At 71.0% G+C, this 15916-nt stretch carries 12 protein-coding genes; 6 read left to right on the top strand and 6 right to left on the bottom strand.

What is annotated here, in order from left to right:
- Positions 1 to 5 precede the first annotated feature (5 nt).
- The 3 genes from IPH07_19670 (at position 6) to IPH07_19660 (ending at position 2204) form a co-directional block, all read left to right on the top strand.
- Positions 6 to 1088, top strand: a complete 1083-nt coding sequence (locus IPH07_19670; GenBank protein ID MBK6919623.1) for a hypothetical protein — start codon at positions 6 to 8, stop codon at positions 1086 to 1088.
- Between the two features lie 73 nt (positions 1089 to 1161).
- Positions 1162 to 1581: a transcriptional repressor gene (locus IPH07_19665; protein MBK6919622.1), complete on the top strand. Its 420-nt coding sequence runs from the start codon at positions 1162 to 1164 to the stop codon at positions 1579 to 1581.
- A gap of 86 nt (positions 1582 to 1667) precedes the next feature.
- Positions 1668 to 2204, top strand: a complete 537-nt coding sequence (locus IPH07_19660; protein MBK6919621.1) for a peroxiredoxin — start codon at positions 1668 to 1670, stop codon at positions 2202 to 2204.
- Between the two features lie 85 nt (positions 2205 to 2289).
- Here the strand turns inward: IPH07_19660 and IPH07_19655 are convergent, their stop codons facing one another.
- The 4 genes from IPH07_19655 to IPH07_19640 all read right to left on the bottom strand — a co-directional run bounded on the left by IPH07_19655 (position 2290) and on the right by IPH07_19640 (position 9162).
- Positions 2290 to 4980, bottom strand: coding sequence for a hypothetical protein (locus IPH07_19655; GenBank protein ID MBK6919620.1), 2691 nt, complete (start codon positions 4978 to 4980; stop codon positions 2290 to 2292).
- The gene (locus IPH07_19650; protein MBK6919619.1) at positions 4977 to 6635 is read right to left on the bottom strand and encodes an ATP-binding protein; all 1659 of its coding nucleotides are present in this window, start codon (positions 6633 to 6635) and stop codon (positions 4977 to 4979) included. The genes IPH07_19655 and IPH07_19650 overlap by 4 nt, the downstream gene beginning before the upstream one ends.
- On the bottom strand, positions 6632 to 8314 hold the full coding sequence (locus IPH07_19645) for a hypothetical protein (GenBank protein ID MBK6919618.1): 1683 nt from the start codon (positions 8312 to 8314) through the stop codon (positions 6632 to 6634). Before IPH07_19645 ends, IPH07_19650 begins: the two co-directional genes overlap by 4 nt.
- A gap of 119 nt (positions 8315 to 8433) precedes the next feature.
- A complete protein-coding gene (locus IPH07_19640) occupies positions 8434 to 9162 on the bottom strand; it encodes a hypothetical protein (protein MBK6919617.1) in 729 nt (242 codons plus the stop codon).
- Between the two features lie 254 nt (positions 9163 to 9416).
- Here IPH07_19640 and IPH07_19635 point away from each other — a divergent pair, with 254 nt between their 5' ends.
- Complete coding sequence (locus tag IPH07_19635; GenBank protein ID MBK6919616.1) at positions 9417 to 10358, top strand: glutathione S-transferase family protein; 942 nt, start codon at positions 9417 to 9419, stop codon at positions 10356 to 10358.
- Positions 10359 to 10470: 112 nt separating this feature from the next.
- Here the strand turns inward: IPH07_19635 and IPH07_19630 are convergent, their stop codons facing one another.
- Positions 10471 to 12183 (bottom strand): hypothetical protein, encoded by a 1713-nt coding sequence (locus IPH07_19630; protein ID MBK6919615.1) that lies wholly within the window; start codon positions 12181 to 12183, stop codon positions 10471 to 10473.
- Between the two features lie 197 nt (positions 12184 to 12380).
- Positions 12381 to 13445, bottom strand: a complete 1065-nt coding sequence (locus IPH07_19625) for a hypothetical protein (GenBank protein ID MBK6919614.1) — start codon at positions 13443 to 13445, stop codon at positions 12381 to 12383.
- A gap of 251 nt (positions 13446 to 13696) precedes the next feature.
- Here IPH07_19625 and IPH07_19620 point away from each other — a divergent pair, with 251 nt between their 5' ends.
- Positions 13697 to 14680 carry a thermonuclease family protein gene (locus IPH07_19620; GenBank protein MBK6919613.1) on the top strand — a complete coding sequence of 328 codons (984 nt, stop codon included), beginning with the start codon at positions 13697 to 13699 and terminating at the stop codon, positions 14678 to 14680.
- Positions 14668 to 15900, top strand: coding sequence for a hypothetical protein (locus tag IPH07_19615; GenBank protein MBK6919612.1), 1233 nt, complete (start codon positions 14668 to 14670; stop codon positions 15898 to 15900). The genes IPH07_19620 and IPH07_19615 overlap by 13 nt, the downstream gene beginning before the upstream one ends.
- Positions 15901 to 15916 lie beyond the last annotated feature (16 nt).

Below are 15916 nucleotides of genomic sequence, written 5' to 3'. Positions count from 1 at the left end.
CGGCGGTGGGTGCCGCGGTCGTGCTGGTGGGGCTCGCCGGCTGCGGCATGATCCTGAACCGCAGCGCCGAGACCATCCGGCGCCAGCAGAACCGCGCCGACCCGTTCGCGACCGGTGAGGACATCGGCACCAAGCGCAAGCCCGCCGAAAAGCCGGCCCGCGCCATCGTGCACACCGCCAGCTACGACGCCGCCGATGGCCTCGTCGACGGCGCACTCGATGCCATCAGCGAGCCCAAGCGTCGTGAGCAGCTCGATGCACTCGGTGACAGCCTCGAGCTGCGTGTCGGCGGCGTGAGCAAGACGGCGGGCGAGTCGATCATCGTCGGCATCGGCGAGAAGGTTCCCGCACTGCGGCCGGTGTTGGCCGAGATGATCGGTGGGCTGAAGTCCGATCTGCACCTCGATCCCGAGGGCACCGCGCGCCGCGTGACGCGGGCGGCGTTGTCGGAGGCCGGCGACGGCATGCGCACCGAGCTGCGGCCGCAGATCCGCAAGCTGGTGTCCGACGACATCATCGGCTCGATCCGCGGCGGCATCGATCAGCTGATCGGCCCGCAGCTGCAAGAACGCGTGCGCGACCACGTGGTGCCGGCGATGAAGGAGCTCACCAAGGACGCACCGCAGCTGGCCGAGGATCTCGGCAAGGGCGCGGCCAAGGGCCTCGGCGACGGTATCGCGGCGTCGCTCGACACGGTCGATCCCAACAGCCTCGGCAGCCGCATCAAGGCGCTGATGGGCGATGCCAAGGGCCAGGTCGACGACTGGCTCTCGCGCGCGTTGCTGCTGGCGCTGGTGGTCGCGTTCGCGGCGATCGTCGTGGCGGTGTTCAAGTGGCTCGGCGAGCGCAGCCGGCGGCAGGCCGCCGTGGCCGCGCGGGTCGGCGCCGAGGAGCAGGCCAAGCGCCACGAACGCATGCTCGAGCTGGTGACCGCGGCGATCCACCAGGTGGGCGCCCGCGGCTCGCTCGAGGACTTCCGCGAGACCATCAAAGCGCTGTCGAGCGACGGCGCGCCGCTCGAGACCCGCGCCGCGCTCAACGAGTTCCTGACCCGCCGCAAGCTCAAGCTCGAGACGCCGCGCGCGTGAGCACGAGCTCGCGGCGCGCGGGTGGTGACGACCGCTTGAATCCGGCGCCTTTCGGCGTCACGATCGATCGTCGATGCCGGCTGCCGCCGACCAAGTGATCGAGCGCCTGCGCGCAGCGGGCATCCAGCCCTCCGCGCAGCGGGTCGCGGTCGCGCGTTACGTGCTCGTCACGCAGGAACACCCGTCGGCCGATCGCGTGTGGGCGCAGGTCAAGCGCAGCCTGCCGGTGATCTCGCGCGCGACCGTCTACAACACCCTCAACCTGTTGGTGCGCAAGGGCCTGCTGCGGGAGCTGGCGCTGCGCGAAGGCAACGTGGTGTTCGACCCCAAGCTCGAGCCGCACCACCACTTCATCGACGACCGTACCGGTCGCATCGTCGACGTGGCGTGGGACGCCGTCGATCTGCCGGCGCCCCGCGTGCCGGGGCTGCAGGTCCGCGAGTGGCAGGTCGTGATGCGCGGCCGCGTGCAGTCTGCGCGCACGCGGCGTTGAGTGCGGCCGCAGGTGCGCACGCACACGGCACCCCACGCGCGCGTCGGTCTAGACAAAGTCTAAATCGAGACACAGACTCTGCCGCGATGCTGACGATTGGAGACACCCTTCCGGAGTTCCGCCTGCAGGCCGTCGTGGACCGCAAGCCCGGCCACGAGTTCGCCGAGATCACCGGCGCGAGCCTGCGTGGCAAGTGGGCGGTGCTGTTCTTCTGGCCGATGGATTTCACCTTCGTGTGCCCCACGGAGATCGCCGAGTTCGGTCGGCACGAGAAGGACTTCGCGGCCCGGGGCGCCAAGCTGCTCGGCGCCTCGACCGACACCCACTACGTGCACCTCGCGTGGCGCGAGCAGCACCCCGATCTCCGCGAGCTGCCGCTGCCGATGCTGGCCGACACCAAGCGCGAGCTCTCGACCGCGCTCGGCATCCTGCACCGCGAGGACGGCGTGCCGCTGCGCGCGACCTTCATCGTCGACCCCGAGGGCGTCATCCGCCATGTCTCGGTGAACGACCTCTCGGTCGGCCGCAACGTCGACGAGACGCTGCGCATCCTCGACGCGCTGCAGACCGGCGAGCTCACCCCCTGCGGCTGGCACAAGGGCGACAAGACGCTCTCGGGCTAGCAGCGGGCGTCGTTGCAGCGCCGAGCAACGCCGCGATGGGGCCCGAGGGCGGCGTCATTGCGGCGCGGAGTTTCACCACGGCCTGTCAGGCCACGCTCGGCGCTCGTGCGGCCCGCGCCAGCGCATCGGCGATGCGCCCGGCGCTCGCCGACGATCGGGCCAGCAGCTTCGCGACGATCAACATCGCCGCGAGGCGCAGTTGCTGGGGCGTAGCACCGCGTCGCAGCGCGGCGCCGATCCAGGCATGGCGGGCGCCGATCTGCAGGCGGTCGCCGCGGCGGGCGACCGCCGCCCACGAGAACGTGCGCCGCTCGAGTCGGAGCGCTTGTCCGAGCGCCGCGGCGCACAGCTGCTCGAGCGCATCGACGGTGGGCTCCGGGCGCGTCGACCGGGACACGCTGCCGGGCTCGAGCGGCGGCTCCGCGGTGGGCACGTGGGCCCGCGCGGCGACGACGAACTGCCGCAGTGCGGCGTAGCGTGGGCTGCGAGGGTCGGTGCGGACCATGGCCTGCGCCGCGAGCCTGCAGCTGCGCCAGCCGCACTGCAGCAACAACCGCTGCAGCGCCTCGGGGTTCGCATCGTCGCGCTCGCGCAGCGCGAGCTCACCGCGTAGCGCGGCGAACGGTGAAGGCAGCACGCTCGTGATCAGCGACACGCCATCGATGCTGATGGTCACGCCCGCGCTGTCGCCTTCGAGCACGACGTCGAGGTGGCCGAGCAGGTCGGCGTCGGTGAGGTCGACGCGGAACGTGGCGACCTCGCGCACCGCGGGCGTCGGCGCGGACGTGGCGACGACCGGGCGCGCCGCATCGAGCCCGCGCGGCGGCGCGCGGGTCGGCGCCGGGGCGTCCGCGTGCGGCGCGAAGGGCAGTGCCCCGAACAGCTGCGACCAGACCGACTGACCCAGGGCCGAGGGCACGCATGCCCGCGCCAGCTCGGGCGCCAAGGCAGCGGCGGAGCGTGCCCATTCGAGCGCGGACTCGAGGGTGAGCGCACCACCGTCATGCCGGTGCCCGATCACACACGCCAACAGCGGGTGCTCGATCCAGCGCAGCGCGCCGGCTGGGCCACCGTCGCGGTGGAGCCCGACGTCGGCGGCCGTGAGGGCGGCGAGCTCCGATCGCAGGAACGTGCAGCGTTCGACTTGCGCCGCCGTGGTCGCGTGGCCGGACGCGTGCGCGACCAGCTCGTGCAGACGGCCACGCACGAAGCGGTGCGCGTGCTCGAGCAGCGCCCGCGTACGCGGCGAGGGGGTATCGGGGGGCAACAGCTGCGCCGGCGTGTCGTCGCGCGCATGCACGAGGATCGCGACGCCCGGGATTGTCCGCTCGGGGGCATCGTCGAAGGCGCAGCGCACACCGGCGCGCAGCAACACCGCGGTGCCGTTGGTCGTCATGCCCGCGCGGTGGATGAACACCGACACGTCGAGCTGCTGCAGTGGTTCGGTCTCGGCGACGGTGCGACCCAACGTGAGCAGGGGCAGGCTGGCCTCGGCCAGCGCGGTCCAGTCGCCGCGGGCACTCGCCTCGTCGAGCCGCACCTCACTGGCGGGCACGATCGGGAGCTGCGGGAGGTCGCGTCGCAGCAGCTCGAGATCGGACGGCCACATCACCAAGGTCTGCGCGCGCCACCTGGGCGGGACGGCGGCCGCTTCGTGGGGCCACGCCACCACCGCAGGGATGCCGGCCGCGGCGGCCCGGCCCAGCTCGGAGAGGTCGTACGTGCGTCCGTCGGCGGCCTGGACTCGCGCGAGCGCGTGCGGCCACTGGCAATCGACGATCGCGCGACGCTGACCGCCGCCGACGCGGGGGTCGGCGATGGGCCATCGCACGCCGCGCGCGACCAGGTCGTGCAGCCACGCCGCCAAGAGCGTGCTCGCCGGATCGGGCACCACGCTGCGCTCATCGAAGGTGAGCGCGAGCCCGGGAGCGTCGATGATGCCGGCCAGCACCGACACATCGACGCCGTGCTCCCGCATGGCGGCGTCGAGGTCGGCGCCCATCAACACGCCGTCGACCAACAGCCGTAGCCCGCGCTCGCGCGGCGTGGGCCAGTAGCGGGCGGTGGGCGTCGCGCCCAGGCGCACGTGCGGCAGGTCGGGCATCGTGCGCAGCACGCCGCCGTAGGCCTCGACGGTGGCACCCGGCACGGTTCGGTTCAGCACCTTGAGCGATTCGAACGCGCCGTCGTCCCCCGCGAGTCGCTCGAGACCCTCGTTGATCGACCGAAGCGTGATCTCGAACTCGAGCGCGTGGGGTGACGCGGTCGTCACGACGGCGATGTGCTCCTCGTAGTCGAGCATGGTCGGGTGCACCGCCGCCAGCGAGAACGTGTGCTGGTGGGTGGGCGTGCGAACCAGCAGCGCGCTCGGACCCAGGGCGAGCGCCTCGTTGACCGCGCGGCCGAGCAGTCGCTGCGCACGGGTGAGGCGCTCGTCGGCCCGACTGCGCACCGCGGCCCCGACCGGCTCGAGCGCAACGTCGAGCAGCGGTAGCGGCGACATCGACCACAGCGTCGCGGGGTCGAACGCGAAGCACAGTCGGGTGCTCCGCAGGACACCGTGGCGCGCCACTTGGAACCGCAGGTCGCTGTATGGGGTCAGGCTCAGCACGCTGCGCGCGAGCGTCGACACCCAGCCCCACCGCTGCAGCCCGTGGCGGTTGCGCAGGCGACCGAGGGCCTCGGCCCGCGCCAGCGAGAACGTCCTGCGCTCGCTCTCGCCGATCGAGGGGCGCCGACGCGACGCCAGCAGCGTGTGCAGTGTGTCGCCGCTCATCGTCGCCGCGGGACCTTCTGACGCGCGAGCTCGTCGTCGATGGCGCGGCGCACCGCCTCGAGGTCACCGCGGAGGATCGTCGTGATCGCGAGCGCGAGCGCGGCGGGTCCGACGGTGATGTCGTGGTCCGGCATGCACGCGCCGATGGCGTACAGTGGGTGCCGATCGTCGAGCCACAGCGGCACCGGCTCGCGGATCGACAGTGGCACCACCGGCACGACCGCGTGTGTGGTTGCGCCGGGCAGGCCCACACCCAACGGTAGTCGCCCGTCGCCGCCGAGATGCCCGCGTCGCACCGAGGCCGCGACACCGGCGTCGACGAGCAGCGCACATGCCCGCGCGACACCGGGATCGAGCTCGCCTGCGGCCGGTGACACCTCGCGGACGAGCTGTTCCCGCGATGCGCAGTGGAGCTTGCGACTCGCCAACAGCGGCGCGAGCCACGGCTCCTCGTCGTCGTCCGAGGCCCACAGCTCCGGCACCACGCCCGTCAGCAGGTCGAGCTCGGCGGCCTCGGGCGACGTCCGCGAGACCACGCCCCAGCGCGCGGCCTTGCGCAGCGCGAGGAGGTTGGTCGCACCATCGCGGGTACGGAACAGCGGATGCGTGTCGAGCACGCGCGCGGGGATCGAGCGCTCGCAGGCGACGTGCGCGTGCAGGAACGTGTACTGCCGCTGACGCTCCTCGTCCCACGGCGCGGCCGACTCGACCAGCTGCCGGATCTCCGCGAGCGCACGTTCGCCCAGCTGCCCGATCATGTCGCCGATCCGCTGCTCGATGAGGCGGCGGCCGGCGTCGTGCAACACGCGATCGCGACCGATGTCGGTCGACAGCGAAGGGGAGCTGGCCCACACGTCGAGGTGGTCGAGGCTGCCTGCATGCTGCGACGCCAGCGCGGGCAGCACGTGCTGCGGCTCGCCCTGTGCGAGCACGAGGCCGTGCCGCAGCAACACCGCGCGGGGTTCGCTGGTGAACGACACGACGATCGTGGTGTCGGCGCTCGCGTGCACCGCTTCCAGGGGCTCTCCGCCCGGCCGCCGCTCGTGGATGCGTTCGCGTCGCGCGCTGGCTTCGTGACCATCACCGAGATCGCAGAAGTCGATCGCGATGGGGCAGAAGCGGCACCAGCGATGCAGGCTCCGTCGCACCGCCAGCGCGATGCCGGCGTACTCGCTGGCGTGTCCGCGGCGCAGCAGGCGGACGCACGTGCCCTCGATCGGATCGACGAGCCGTCGCTTGACGTAGGCCGCCTCGGCGTCGAACTCGATCTCCCAGCCCTCGTCGCGGCGGCCGGTCTGCACCAACACGACCTCCGGCTCCCACGCGAATACGCTGACGAAGCCGACCCCGAAGCCGCCGGCCATGGTCAGGTCGCGGGTCTTCTGCGAGGCGAACATGCGCGTGAACTGGTCGTCGATGATGGCCTCGTCCATGCCCGAGCCGGCGTCCGTCACCGCGATCTCGAACACCACGCGGTCACCACCGCCGTCGCGGTGCATCGACAGCGCGACCTCGCAGCTGTCGCTCTGGGCGTCGATCGCGTTCTGCACCAGCTCGCGCAGGAAGTCGTACGGCGAGGCGAACTGCTGCACCAGTCGCTCGAGCATCGCGGACGCGACGCTGGCCGTGGCATCGCGCTCGCGCGCCACTGTCACGGCATCACGCCGTCGAAGACGATCGCCTGCCCGCCACCGAGCGGCGCGGCGTGCTCGAAGTCGGCGCTGCCGCGGGGGCGACCGCCGTCGAGGCGCACGTCGCCGAACAACAGGCGCAGCTCGCCGGCGTCGTGGGACGACGCGGCGAGCCCCTGCAGGGCCAGCGGCGCCGCGAAGCAGTGACTGGCGATCTCGACCCACGCGTCACCGTCGAGCGAGCCCTCACCGGTCGCGCACAGGCCTTCGTCGTCGATCGTCAGGCGCAGGAACGCGGCCGCGGGCGGGTCGACCGTGTCGGGCGCGACGATGTCGTCCTCGACTGCGGTGCTGTCGTCGCCGAAATCGGCGCGCCACTGCACACGCAGCGGCTCGTCATCGGCCGGTCGACACACGGCGAAGTAGGGACTGTCGGAGGCGAGGCTCACCCTCGCCATGATGCACGCCTTGGCGAACGGTTCCACGTGGCTGTTGGCCGACGACGCGAACGCGGTCCACACGCCCGCCGGTGCCCCCGAGCGGTCGTCGTGCACGAAGAACCCCGAGTCGTCGCTGCCCCACACGTCGCCGGAGTCGACGGTCATGCCGAGCACCGCGCCCTCGGCCACCACGGTCGGCTCGCAGCTCGCGCGACACGCGAACGGCCAGCCGTCGTCGTCGTGGGTGCGCGCCCACGGGTCGACCTCGGCGTTGACGTTGTCGGTGCCGAGGTGGTGTACGCCGGCGTTGCGTGCCGCTTGCCACTGGTCGGCGTCGGCGATGCCCCACACGCGGGTGATGAAGCCGGCGTCGGCGGCCCCCGCCGCAGCGTCGAGGCGCTCGACCGGGTAGTTGAAGACGACGGTCTGCGGCCACTGCTCGGCGTCGCCGAGGCCGTCGAGCTCGGGCGCGACCAAGGCCCGTCGATGCTCGGGATCGTCGTCGTGGTACGCACGCAGCACCGCGGCACCGCCGGTCAGCACCACCAGCACGCGGCCGCGCAGCGAGGCGAGCGTGGGCCAGCCGCAGCCGTCGGGGCCGACCGCCGCCTGCACCGTGCTCGCGCCGTTGCAGCCCTCGCGCAGCTCGGCGCCGTCGACGAGCGCGCTGCCGAAGGCCGCCTCGAGTGCGGCATCGAGTGCGGCCGGATCGTGGGTCTCGTCCCAGTCGTCCTTCAGATCGATCCACAAGGTCGTGACCTCGTGCTCGGGCACCGCGTGGGTGAACGCGGTGATGGCATCGAGGCAGTCGTCGAGGTGGGTGCACCAGGTCTCGTCGTCGAGGACATCCTGGTGATAGACGTACCAGCTGCCGGCTTGGGTCGGCTGCAGCGTCTTGCCGACGTGGATGTCGAGCTCGAGCGAGCGCACGCGGTGGTACACGAGCAGATCGATCGGCGCCTCGAGCCGCTGATAGCTGTTGTGTGCCGACTTCTGCGCGACCTCGTCGTAGCGCAGGCCCGCATCGATCGGCCCACCCGAGTCGCTGCCCGAGTCGCTGCTGTCGCCGTCGACCCCGGTGCCTGCGGTGCCGCTGGCCCCGGTGCTGCCGCCGTCACTGCCCGCATCCGTGGTGGTGTCGCCGATGGGCGGGCCGCCGCTGCTGTCGGCGCCGGTCGAGCTGCCGCCGCCGTGCTCGGCGCCCCCGGGCCCACGCGCGCAGCCGAGCACCAGCACACCGCATCCGAGGACGAGTCGTCGCATCGACCGCCATCGTAACCGGCGTGGCCGCGCGGCGTGGCCACGGATCACCCGCCGAGGTGATGCGCCTGCGGTCTCGTTGCACGGCGCCTACGTAGCAGTACGCAGGGCGCTGGCGCCGACTAGGGCGTCGGCGGCTGCGACAGCGCCAGCGCCTCGTCGAAGAATTCCGGCCGTGCGGCGACGGCCGCGATGCGGTGACCGTTGGCGCAGCCGATCTCGTCGCGCTGCGAGCCCGGGCCGATCGCCACGCCCACCAGCGCGCCACCCTCGGCGAACGCACCCGCGCCGCCGTCACCGTGGCAGTTGGGCGGCGCCTTGGTGGCCTCGAGCTCGTCGCCCTCGAGGCAACCCGACCACAGCCACCGCCCGCGCGCGTCGCCGCGCACGACGTACAGTGGCGCCACGCTGGTGAGGCCGCAGCCATCGTGCTCGTCGTGGAGATCGGCCGGCACCAGACCCCGCACGGGCTCGCGCAGTCGCAGCGCCGCGAGGGCCTCCTCACCCGCGATCTCGGGGTCGGCCTCGATCACGACCTCGTCGATCGCGAAGCGTCGATCGGACAACGCATCGAAGCCAACGCCGAGGTGGCTGGGGTGCCAGCCGTCGACGCACCAAGCCGCCGTCACGACGACGTCGGGTGCCACCAACGTCGCGCCGCACCACGGCACGATCGGTGAGTCCTCGAGCTCCAACCAACCCGCGGCGGGCAGCGCGACGGCGCGCGAGGGCCCGCCCGGTAGCGCCGCGGTGACGAGCGCCGACTCGACGGCATCGTCGTGGTCGTCGGAGAAGCCCGCGACGGCGAGTGGCCCGTCGTCGTCGGTCGACGCGGGATCACAGGCGAGCACGGCGGAGGCGAGCAGGACGGGGCAGATGCGAGTGATCCGAGTTCCAAGGCGCACGCGCAGAGGCATCGCAAGTCGCGTTCCACTCGCGCTCTCGATGCGGCGTGGCGACCATCTAGCGTCCGCAGCGTCGAGCAGCGATGATTCGGACGCGCGCGCCTGCGCTCGAGTGGGCGCAGGTGCACGCGCGGGCGCCGTCGAAAATTGCCGACGACACGTCCCCGCGAGCGCTCGAGCTGGGCCATCATGCCTGCACCATGGGACACGTCGAAGAGGGGCGCTGGGTGCGGGCGGATGGCTTTCCGAGCGATCGCGGGGGTGCCTACGCGCGACCCGCGAGCAAGTTCCGGTGCACGTTGGGAGCGCAGGACGTGGCCGCCGGCCGCTATCATCTCTACGCGTCGTACGCGTGCCCGTGGGCCCATCGCACGCTCATCGCCCGTGCGCTCGGCGGGCTCGAGTCGGCGATCTCGCTGTCCATCGTGAACCCCTTCATGGGCGAGGATGGCTGGACATTCGCACCCGCCGACGGGGTCATCGTCGATCCGATCCACGGCGCGGAGTTCCTGTGGCAGGTCTACGTCGCGGCGCAGCCGGACTACACCGGCCGCGTCACGGTGCCGATCCTCTGGGATCGCGAGCGCAACAGCATCGTCTGCAACGAGTCGCGCGACATCCTGCGCATGCTGACGACGGTGTTCGCCCCCATCGGTCGCGCCAGCGTCGAGCTCTCCCCACCCGCGCTGCGCGAGCGCATCGATGCCGTCATCGATCGCAACTACGACGCGATCAACAACGGCGTGTATCGGGCCGGCTTCGCGCGCAATCAGGAGTCCTACGAGGCTGCGGTGGTGCCGTTGTTCGCGGCCCTGGACGCGTGGGAGCGCGAGCTCGAGCACCAGCGGTTCACCTGCGGTGACCAGCTCACCGAGGCGGACATCTGCCTGTTCACGACCCTGGTGCGCTTCGATGCCGTGTACCACGGCCACTTCAAGTGCAACGTGCGGCGGATCGTCGACTACCCCAACCTGTGGGGCTTCGTTCGCGACGTCTACCAGACCCCCGGCGTGGCGGCGACGGTGCGGCTCGATCACATCAAGCAGCACTACTATCGCAGCCACGGGCACATCAATCCCACCCGCGTGGTTCCGGTCGGCCCCGCGCTCGACCTCGACGCGCCCCACGGTCGCGGCGGCTGACGGCCGCGGCGGTCTCGAGCCACCGACGATCGCGAGCCTGCAGACGCGCGAAGGGGTGCGCCGCCGATCATGGCGGGCACCCCTTCGTCGCGTGAGCGCTCGGCTCGGGCGGCTAGTTCGGGATGTAGAGGATCTCGAGCCCGTCGCTCAGATCCGGCGTGTTGCAGCTGAACTGCACGCCGCCCGACACGCTGTCCTGCTGCAGGCCCACGGTGGCCTCTGCACCGAAGTCACCTGCGTTCGCCGCGCTCTGGACGTCGGGGTAGCAGACCGTGATGTTGCCGGTCGCCTCGTCCATCATGGCCTGGAAGCGCAGCAGGTCGGTGGTGTCACCGCTGTAGTGCGGCACGTCCCACTGCACGATGAAGCGCTGGCTGCCGGGCAAGCCCAGCGTCTGGTAGCGAACCGCACCGGCGGCGTTGGGGTTGAGGTCGTCCCAGAACACGAAGAGGTCGTCGTCCGAGGGGTTGGTCGCCGAGGGCATGCAGACGTTGCTGAACGACATGTACGTGCCGTCGCCGCCGAAGTGGATCGCGCCGTTGGACTGGATCGTGACCTGGTCGAACAGCGTGCCGTACAGCGGGAAGCTGAAGCCGATGTTGGCGACCGCTTCCGAGTCGTCGGTGAGTGAGGCGTTGGTGCCGGTCACGCTGATGTCGTCGCACGGCAGCACCGGCGGGGTGAACGAGTAGCCGTTGTAGAAGGCGTCGCTGCCGAACAGCAGGCCGGGGATGTCGCAGCCGCCGAAGTCGTAGGTGCAGCTGCCGCTGCACGCGAGCTCGCCGCCCTCGAGGCCCAGCGACGCACAGGTCGCGCCGCCCAGCAGATCACCGTCGCAGGCCTCCGAGCCGTCGATGACCCCGTTGCCGCAGGTGCCACACGAGGCGGTGTCGAAGCCACCGCACGCGGGCAAACACGCCAGCGTGCCGCTGTTGAAGCCGAGGCCCTGGCAGGTCTGGCCGCCGACCGAGAAGCCGTCGCAGAACTCGTCGCCATCGACGATGTCGTTGCCGCAGTTGCCGCAGGTCGAGAAGTCGAAGCCGGTGCAGTTGGCCGCGCACGACACGACGCCGCTGTCGTAGCCGTTGTCGGTGCAGAGCTCGCCCGCGACGTTGTCACCGTCGCAGAACTCGGTGCCATCGATGACGCCGTTGCCACAGTCGCCGCAGTCGCTGAAGTCGAAGGTGCAGTCGGCGTTGCAGTGCAGTGCGCCGCTGTCGTAGCCCTGGCCGACGCAGCTCTGACCGCCGAGCGAGACGTCGCAGTCCTCGCCGGCGTCGATGATGCCGTTGCCACACTGCGCGCAGCCGGTGGTGTCCAGCGAGGCGCAATCCGCCGCGCACGCTAGTGTGCCGCCGTCGAAGCCCTCGGTCATGCAGGTCGCCGCGCCGAGCTCGGTACCGTCGCAGACCTCCTTGCCGTTGATGGTGCCGTCGCCGCAGTTCGCCATCGTGCACGCCGACAGGTCGAAGGTGCAGTCGGCGTTGCACGCGAGTGTGCCGCCGTCGTAGCCCTGCGCCGCGCAGTCGGAGCCGGCGAGGTCGCTGCCGTCGCAGGCCTCGGAGCCGTCGACGACCCCGTCGCCGCAGCTGCCACCGTCGGTGGTGTCGGCGAGCGTGTCGTTGGTGGTCGAGGTCGCGTCGGTGTCCGTGTCACCCTCGGTCGCGGTCGCGGTCGCGCTGGTGGTCAGCGTGTCCGAGGCGGATGGGTCGGCGGCGGTCGAGGAGCTGTCGTTGCCAGTGCTGGCATCGGTGTCGGTGACGAGCGAATCGCCACCGCCGTTGCAGGCGGCGAGCGCCAACGCGGCGCCGCCGAGGAGTTCCAAGGTGCTTCTGCATGGTGGGCCGCACAGTAGCAGTGTCGGATCCGAACGGTGACGGTGCGTCGACGGGGCGCATGCCCTCGTGACACAGCTCGACGCACACCGAACGCGGCACGAGTGATCTGGCGCCGGGACTCTGCGCACGTCAGCGGGCGCGCTCTCGATCTCGCGCGCCAGCCTTGGCAGTCTCGTGAGGCTCGTCAGGGGCGACAACAGACCGTGACGGGCTCGCTCTCGACGACGTCACCCAGGAGTTCTCCCCCACCGACGTTGGCGTTGCACGAGCCCTGCGAGGTGATCGCCGCCGAGAAGAACGTGACGCTGTCGCCGTCCGAGGAGTTGAGCTGGAGGCACTCGCCGCCGCTGGTGAGGGTCGCGTCGAAGAAGCCGACGCTGCAGATCTCGACGTCGATCTCGCAGCTCTGGCCGGACGGTGAGCACGTGCATGCGCTGCACTCGCGGGTGTCGTCGAACCCGCGGTGATGGAGCGTGCGGTCGTCGAAGCCGACCGGGCACGCGAGGTCGCCGTCGTGGGAGATGCACACCGTGGCGACATCGGGCAGGCAGGTGCCGCCATCGCACGCTGCGCCCGCGGCCGGGTCGCCGCACAACACCGCGTCGGTCTGCCAGCTGGGTGTCGCCGGCACGTCGACGAACGACTGCGAGCACGTGGCGTCGACGACCGCCGACATGCACTCGTCGTCGACCGGCGGGTCGTCGCAGCTGCCGGCCGGCGTGAACGACTGCCCCGAGTTCTCGAGGAAGAGGTGACAGCTGACGCTGCCGATGTTGCACGAGCAGCTGCACTGCGGGACCCCGGGCACCAGGCCCTCGTGGACGTCGATGCCGACGGTCGGGAACTCGGCGGGGCAGCTGCCGTCGCCGAGGACGAGCGGGCCGTTCCAATCGTCGGGGATCGTCGGCACGCAGACCTCACCGCCGCCGCAGCTGCCCTGCGTGGGATCGGTGTCGCTCTCGCTGGTCGAGTCGGTGCCCTGCGTGGTGTCGACGGCGGTGGTCGAGCTCATGGTCGTCGACGCGGTGGTGCTGTCGGTGGCAGTGCCGTCGGTGGCCGAGGTGGCAGTGGTGTTGCCGCTGGTGTTGCCGCTGGTGTTGCCGCTGGTGTTGCCGCTGGTGTTGCCGCTGTCGCCGGAGGTCCCGTCGGTCGCGCCGCCGTCGCCGTTGCCCGCCTGCGTCGGGTCGAAGCACGCGCCGATCAACGAGAGCCCCAGCACCACACCACCGACTCGACCGCGTCGTTGCACCCGGCGACCGTACGTCAAGTGACGTACGGGCGTCGACGGTGCCACGCGATCCCCGAGGCGACGTGGGGTCGTCGCCGATCCGTGACCGCCGCCCGAACGCGACGCGCTCGCCGCTGCCCGGCGATTGCAGCGCCCCGACGGCCCTCGGGTGACGCGCGAGGGCTTTGGCGCGAGGGGTTGTCACCGCCGGTCGTTGGGGGCTAAGAAGGCCCGCCCGCCAGCTCGGCGGGACGTTGTTCGAAGGAGCCACCATGCCGTCGCAGACCAGGTCGTCGTTCGTCTCGGGTTCGTTCGCGCTGGTGATCGCCGTCTTCGTGGGGATTCCCCTGTGGCTCTGGGCCGCCCCGGCCGAGGCCGCGCAGGTACGCACGCGCGTGATCTTGAACGGCGAGGCGGTGCCGGTGTCGTTCAACGATGGCGACAGCTTCCGCGTGCTCGCTGGGACCTACAGCGGCGCGCAGGCGCGGCTGGCCGGCTTCAACACGCTCGAGTCCCACGGCCCGGTGCACGCGTGGGGCAGCTGGACCGAGAAGGAGATGTACGTGCTCGCCAAGATGGCGATGTACCACGGTCGCCGCGGCGTCTGGCACTGCGAGAGCGACGGCAAGACCGACACCTACGGTCGCATGTTGACGTGGTGTCCGGACCTCGCCGAGTCGATGGTGCGGCTCGGGCTCGCGCACGTGATGAGCGTCGACGACAGCCCCGGCAAGCCGGAGCTGATCGAGGCCCAGCGCGAGGCCCAGCGGGCGCGTCGCGGCATCTGGGCCCACGGCATCCCGCCGTTCGTGCTCACCTCGCTGCACTCGGTCGAAGAGGACACCACCGGCGAGGGCACCTACAACCGCCTGGTGTCGACCGACGACGGCCACTCGGTGAAGTGGAAGCACACCGACCGCTACAGCGAGTGCGCCAAGATCTGCCACATGGTCTACGAAGCCGACGAGGCCAAGGTCGACGAGGTCACCGAGGCCGTGGCGACCGATCCCAAGGTGGCCGGGATCGTCGGCAAGCTGTCGCGCGAGGAGCTGCGCCAGGCGATCCTCGAGTTCGCCAAGTGGCGGCACACCAGCCGCGCGATCGCCAAGGACCGACGCCTCGAGTTCGAGGCCTACCTGCAGGGCAAGGCCGACGCCGGCGCGTTCGGGAGCAGCCCGGGGGTGCCGGGCTCGTGCATGGTCCACGTGCCGTTCGAGCGCCGCTACGGCGGGGGTCGGGCCGCATGTCTGCGTTGACGCGTCGTCGCATCGCGCGGTGGCGGACGGCTTCGCTGCTGCTGGGGTCGTTGCCTTGGGCGTGCTGGCAGGACCCGCAGCTGCCGGTCGTCGGCTACGAGAACGACGACCTGTCGTGCCAGGACGGGATCGACAACGACGGTGACACCCTGGTCGATTGCAGCGACCCCGACTGCCTGGTCGAGTCGACGCTGTGTGGCGAGGTCGTGCCGGAGTTCCCGGTCGATGGCGTCGAAGACGACCCGATGCTGTGCCACGACTTCGTCGACAACGACGACGACGGCCAGTTCGACTGCGGTGACCCGGTGTGTCGCTCGATCCCCGAGACCTGCTGCGTGCGGGAGAACACCGACGCCAGCTGCAGCGATGGGCTCGACAACGATCAGAACGGCTTCGCCGACTGCGCGGACTTCGGCTGCCGCAACGGCATGTTCGTGACGGTCTGCGACGAGGGCACCGACGCGACCTGTGCCGACCAGCGCGACAACGACGGCGACGGCAAGACCGACTGCGACGACTCCGACTGTGCGGGCCTGCAGCTGTGCGTCACCGACCCGGGTCCCGAGGACACCCCGGAGCGCTGCAGCGACAACTCCGACAACGACGGCAACGGCTACACCGACTGCGCGGACTTCTCGTGCTCGATGTCGCCGAACCAGCAGATCCTGATGTACTGCGCGAGCCTGCCGGCCGAGAACACGCTGGCGGCGTGCAGCAACGGCGAGGACGACGACAGCAACGGCTACATCGACTGTCAGGACTTCTCGTGCACGAAGTCGGGCAAGCAGGAGATCCTCGAGTACTGCGCTGCGCAGCCGATGGAGGTCTCGGTCGAGGCCTGCAGCAACGGCGAGGACGACGACCACAACGGCTTCATCGACTGCCAGGACTTCTCGTGCTCGCAGTCGACCGATCAGGCCGTGCTCGACGTCTGCGCCGCGGTGCTCGAGATCACGCCCGAGGCCTGCAGCGACGGCGTCGACAACGACGAGAACGGCTACGCCGACTGTGCGGACTATTCGTGCGCGCACAGCAAGGACGCCGACGTCCTGCAGGTGTGCCAGGAGAGCATCGGCGTCTCGGCACAGGCGGTCGACATCAAGTGCACCGACGGCCTCGACAACGATGGCGACGGCTTCATCGACTGTGACGACTGGGACTGCAGCCACAACCCGCTCGGCACCAAGTGCCCGATGCCGCGCGTGTGTGAATCGCCATGACCGCTCCTTCTGCCCA

Source organism: Deltaproteobacteria bacterium (assembly GCA_016709225.1).
GTDB lineage: Bacteria > Myxococcota_A > Polyangia > Nannocystales > Nannocystaceae > Xiheibacterium > Xiheibacterium phototrophicum.
Note: the sequence above shows the minus strand (reverse complement) of the source record. Positions and strands in the feature narration are given on the sequence as shown.

What these genes read in the sequence shown, in the direction of transcription:
- IPH07_19615 (MBK6919612.1), top strand. Translation starts at nt 14,668, where the DNA reads ATGTCTGCGTTGACGCGTCGTCGCATCGCGCGGTGGCGGACGGCTTCG.
- IPH07_19655 (MBK6919620.1), bottom strand. Translation starts at nt 4,980, where the DNA reads ATGAGCGGCGACACACTGCACACGCTGCTGGCGTCGCGTCGGCGCCCC.
- IPH07_19660 (MBK6919621.1), top strand. Translation starts at nt 1,668, where the DNA reads ATGCTGACGATTGGAGACACCCTTCCGGAGTTCCGCCTGCAGGCCGTC.
- IPH07_19635 (MBK6919616.1), top strand. Translation starts at nt 9,417, where the DNA reads ATGGGACACGTCGAAGAGGGGCGCTGGGTGCGGGCGGATGGCTTTCCG.
- IPH07_19645 (MBK6919618.1), bottom strand. Translation starts at nt 8,314, where the DNA reads ATGCGACGACTCGTCCTCGGATGCGGTGTGCTGGTGCTCGGCTGCGCG.
- IPH07_19665 (MBK6919622.1), top strand. Translation starts at nt 1,162, where the DNA reads ATGCCGGCTGCCGCCGACCAAGTGATCGAGCGCCTGCGCGCAGCGGGC.
- IPH07_19620 (MBK6919613.1), top strand. Translation starts at nt 13,697, where the DNA reads ATGCCGTCGCAGACCAGGTCGTCGTTCGTCTCGGGTTCGTTCGCGCTG.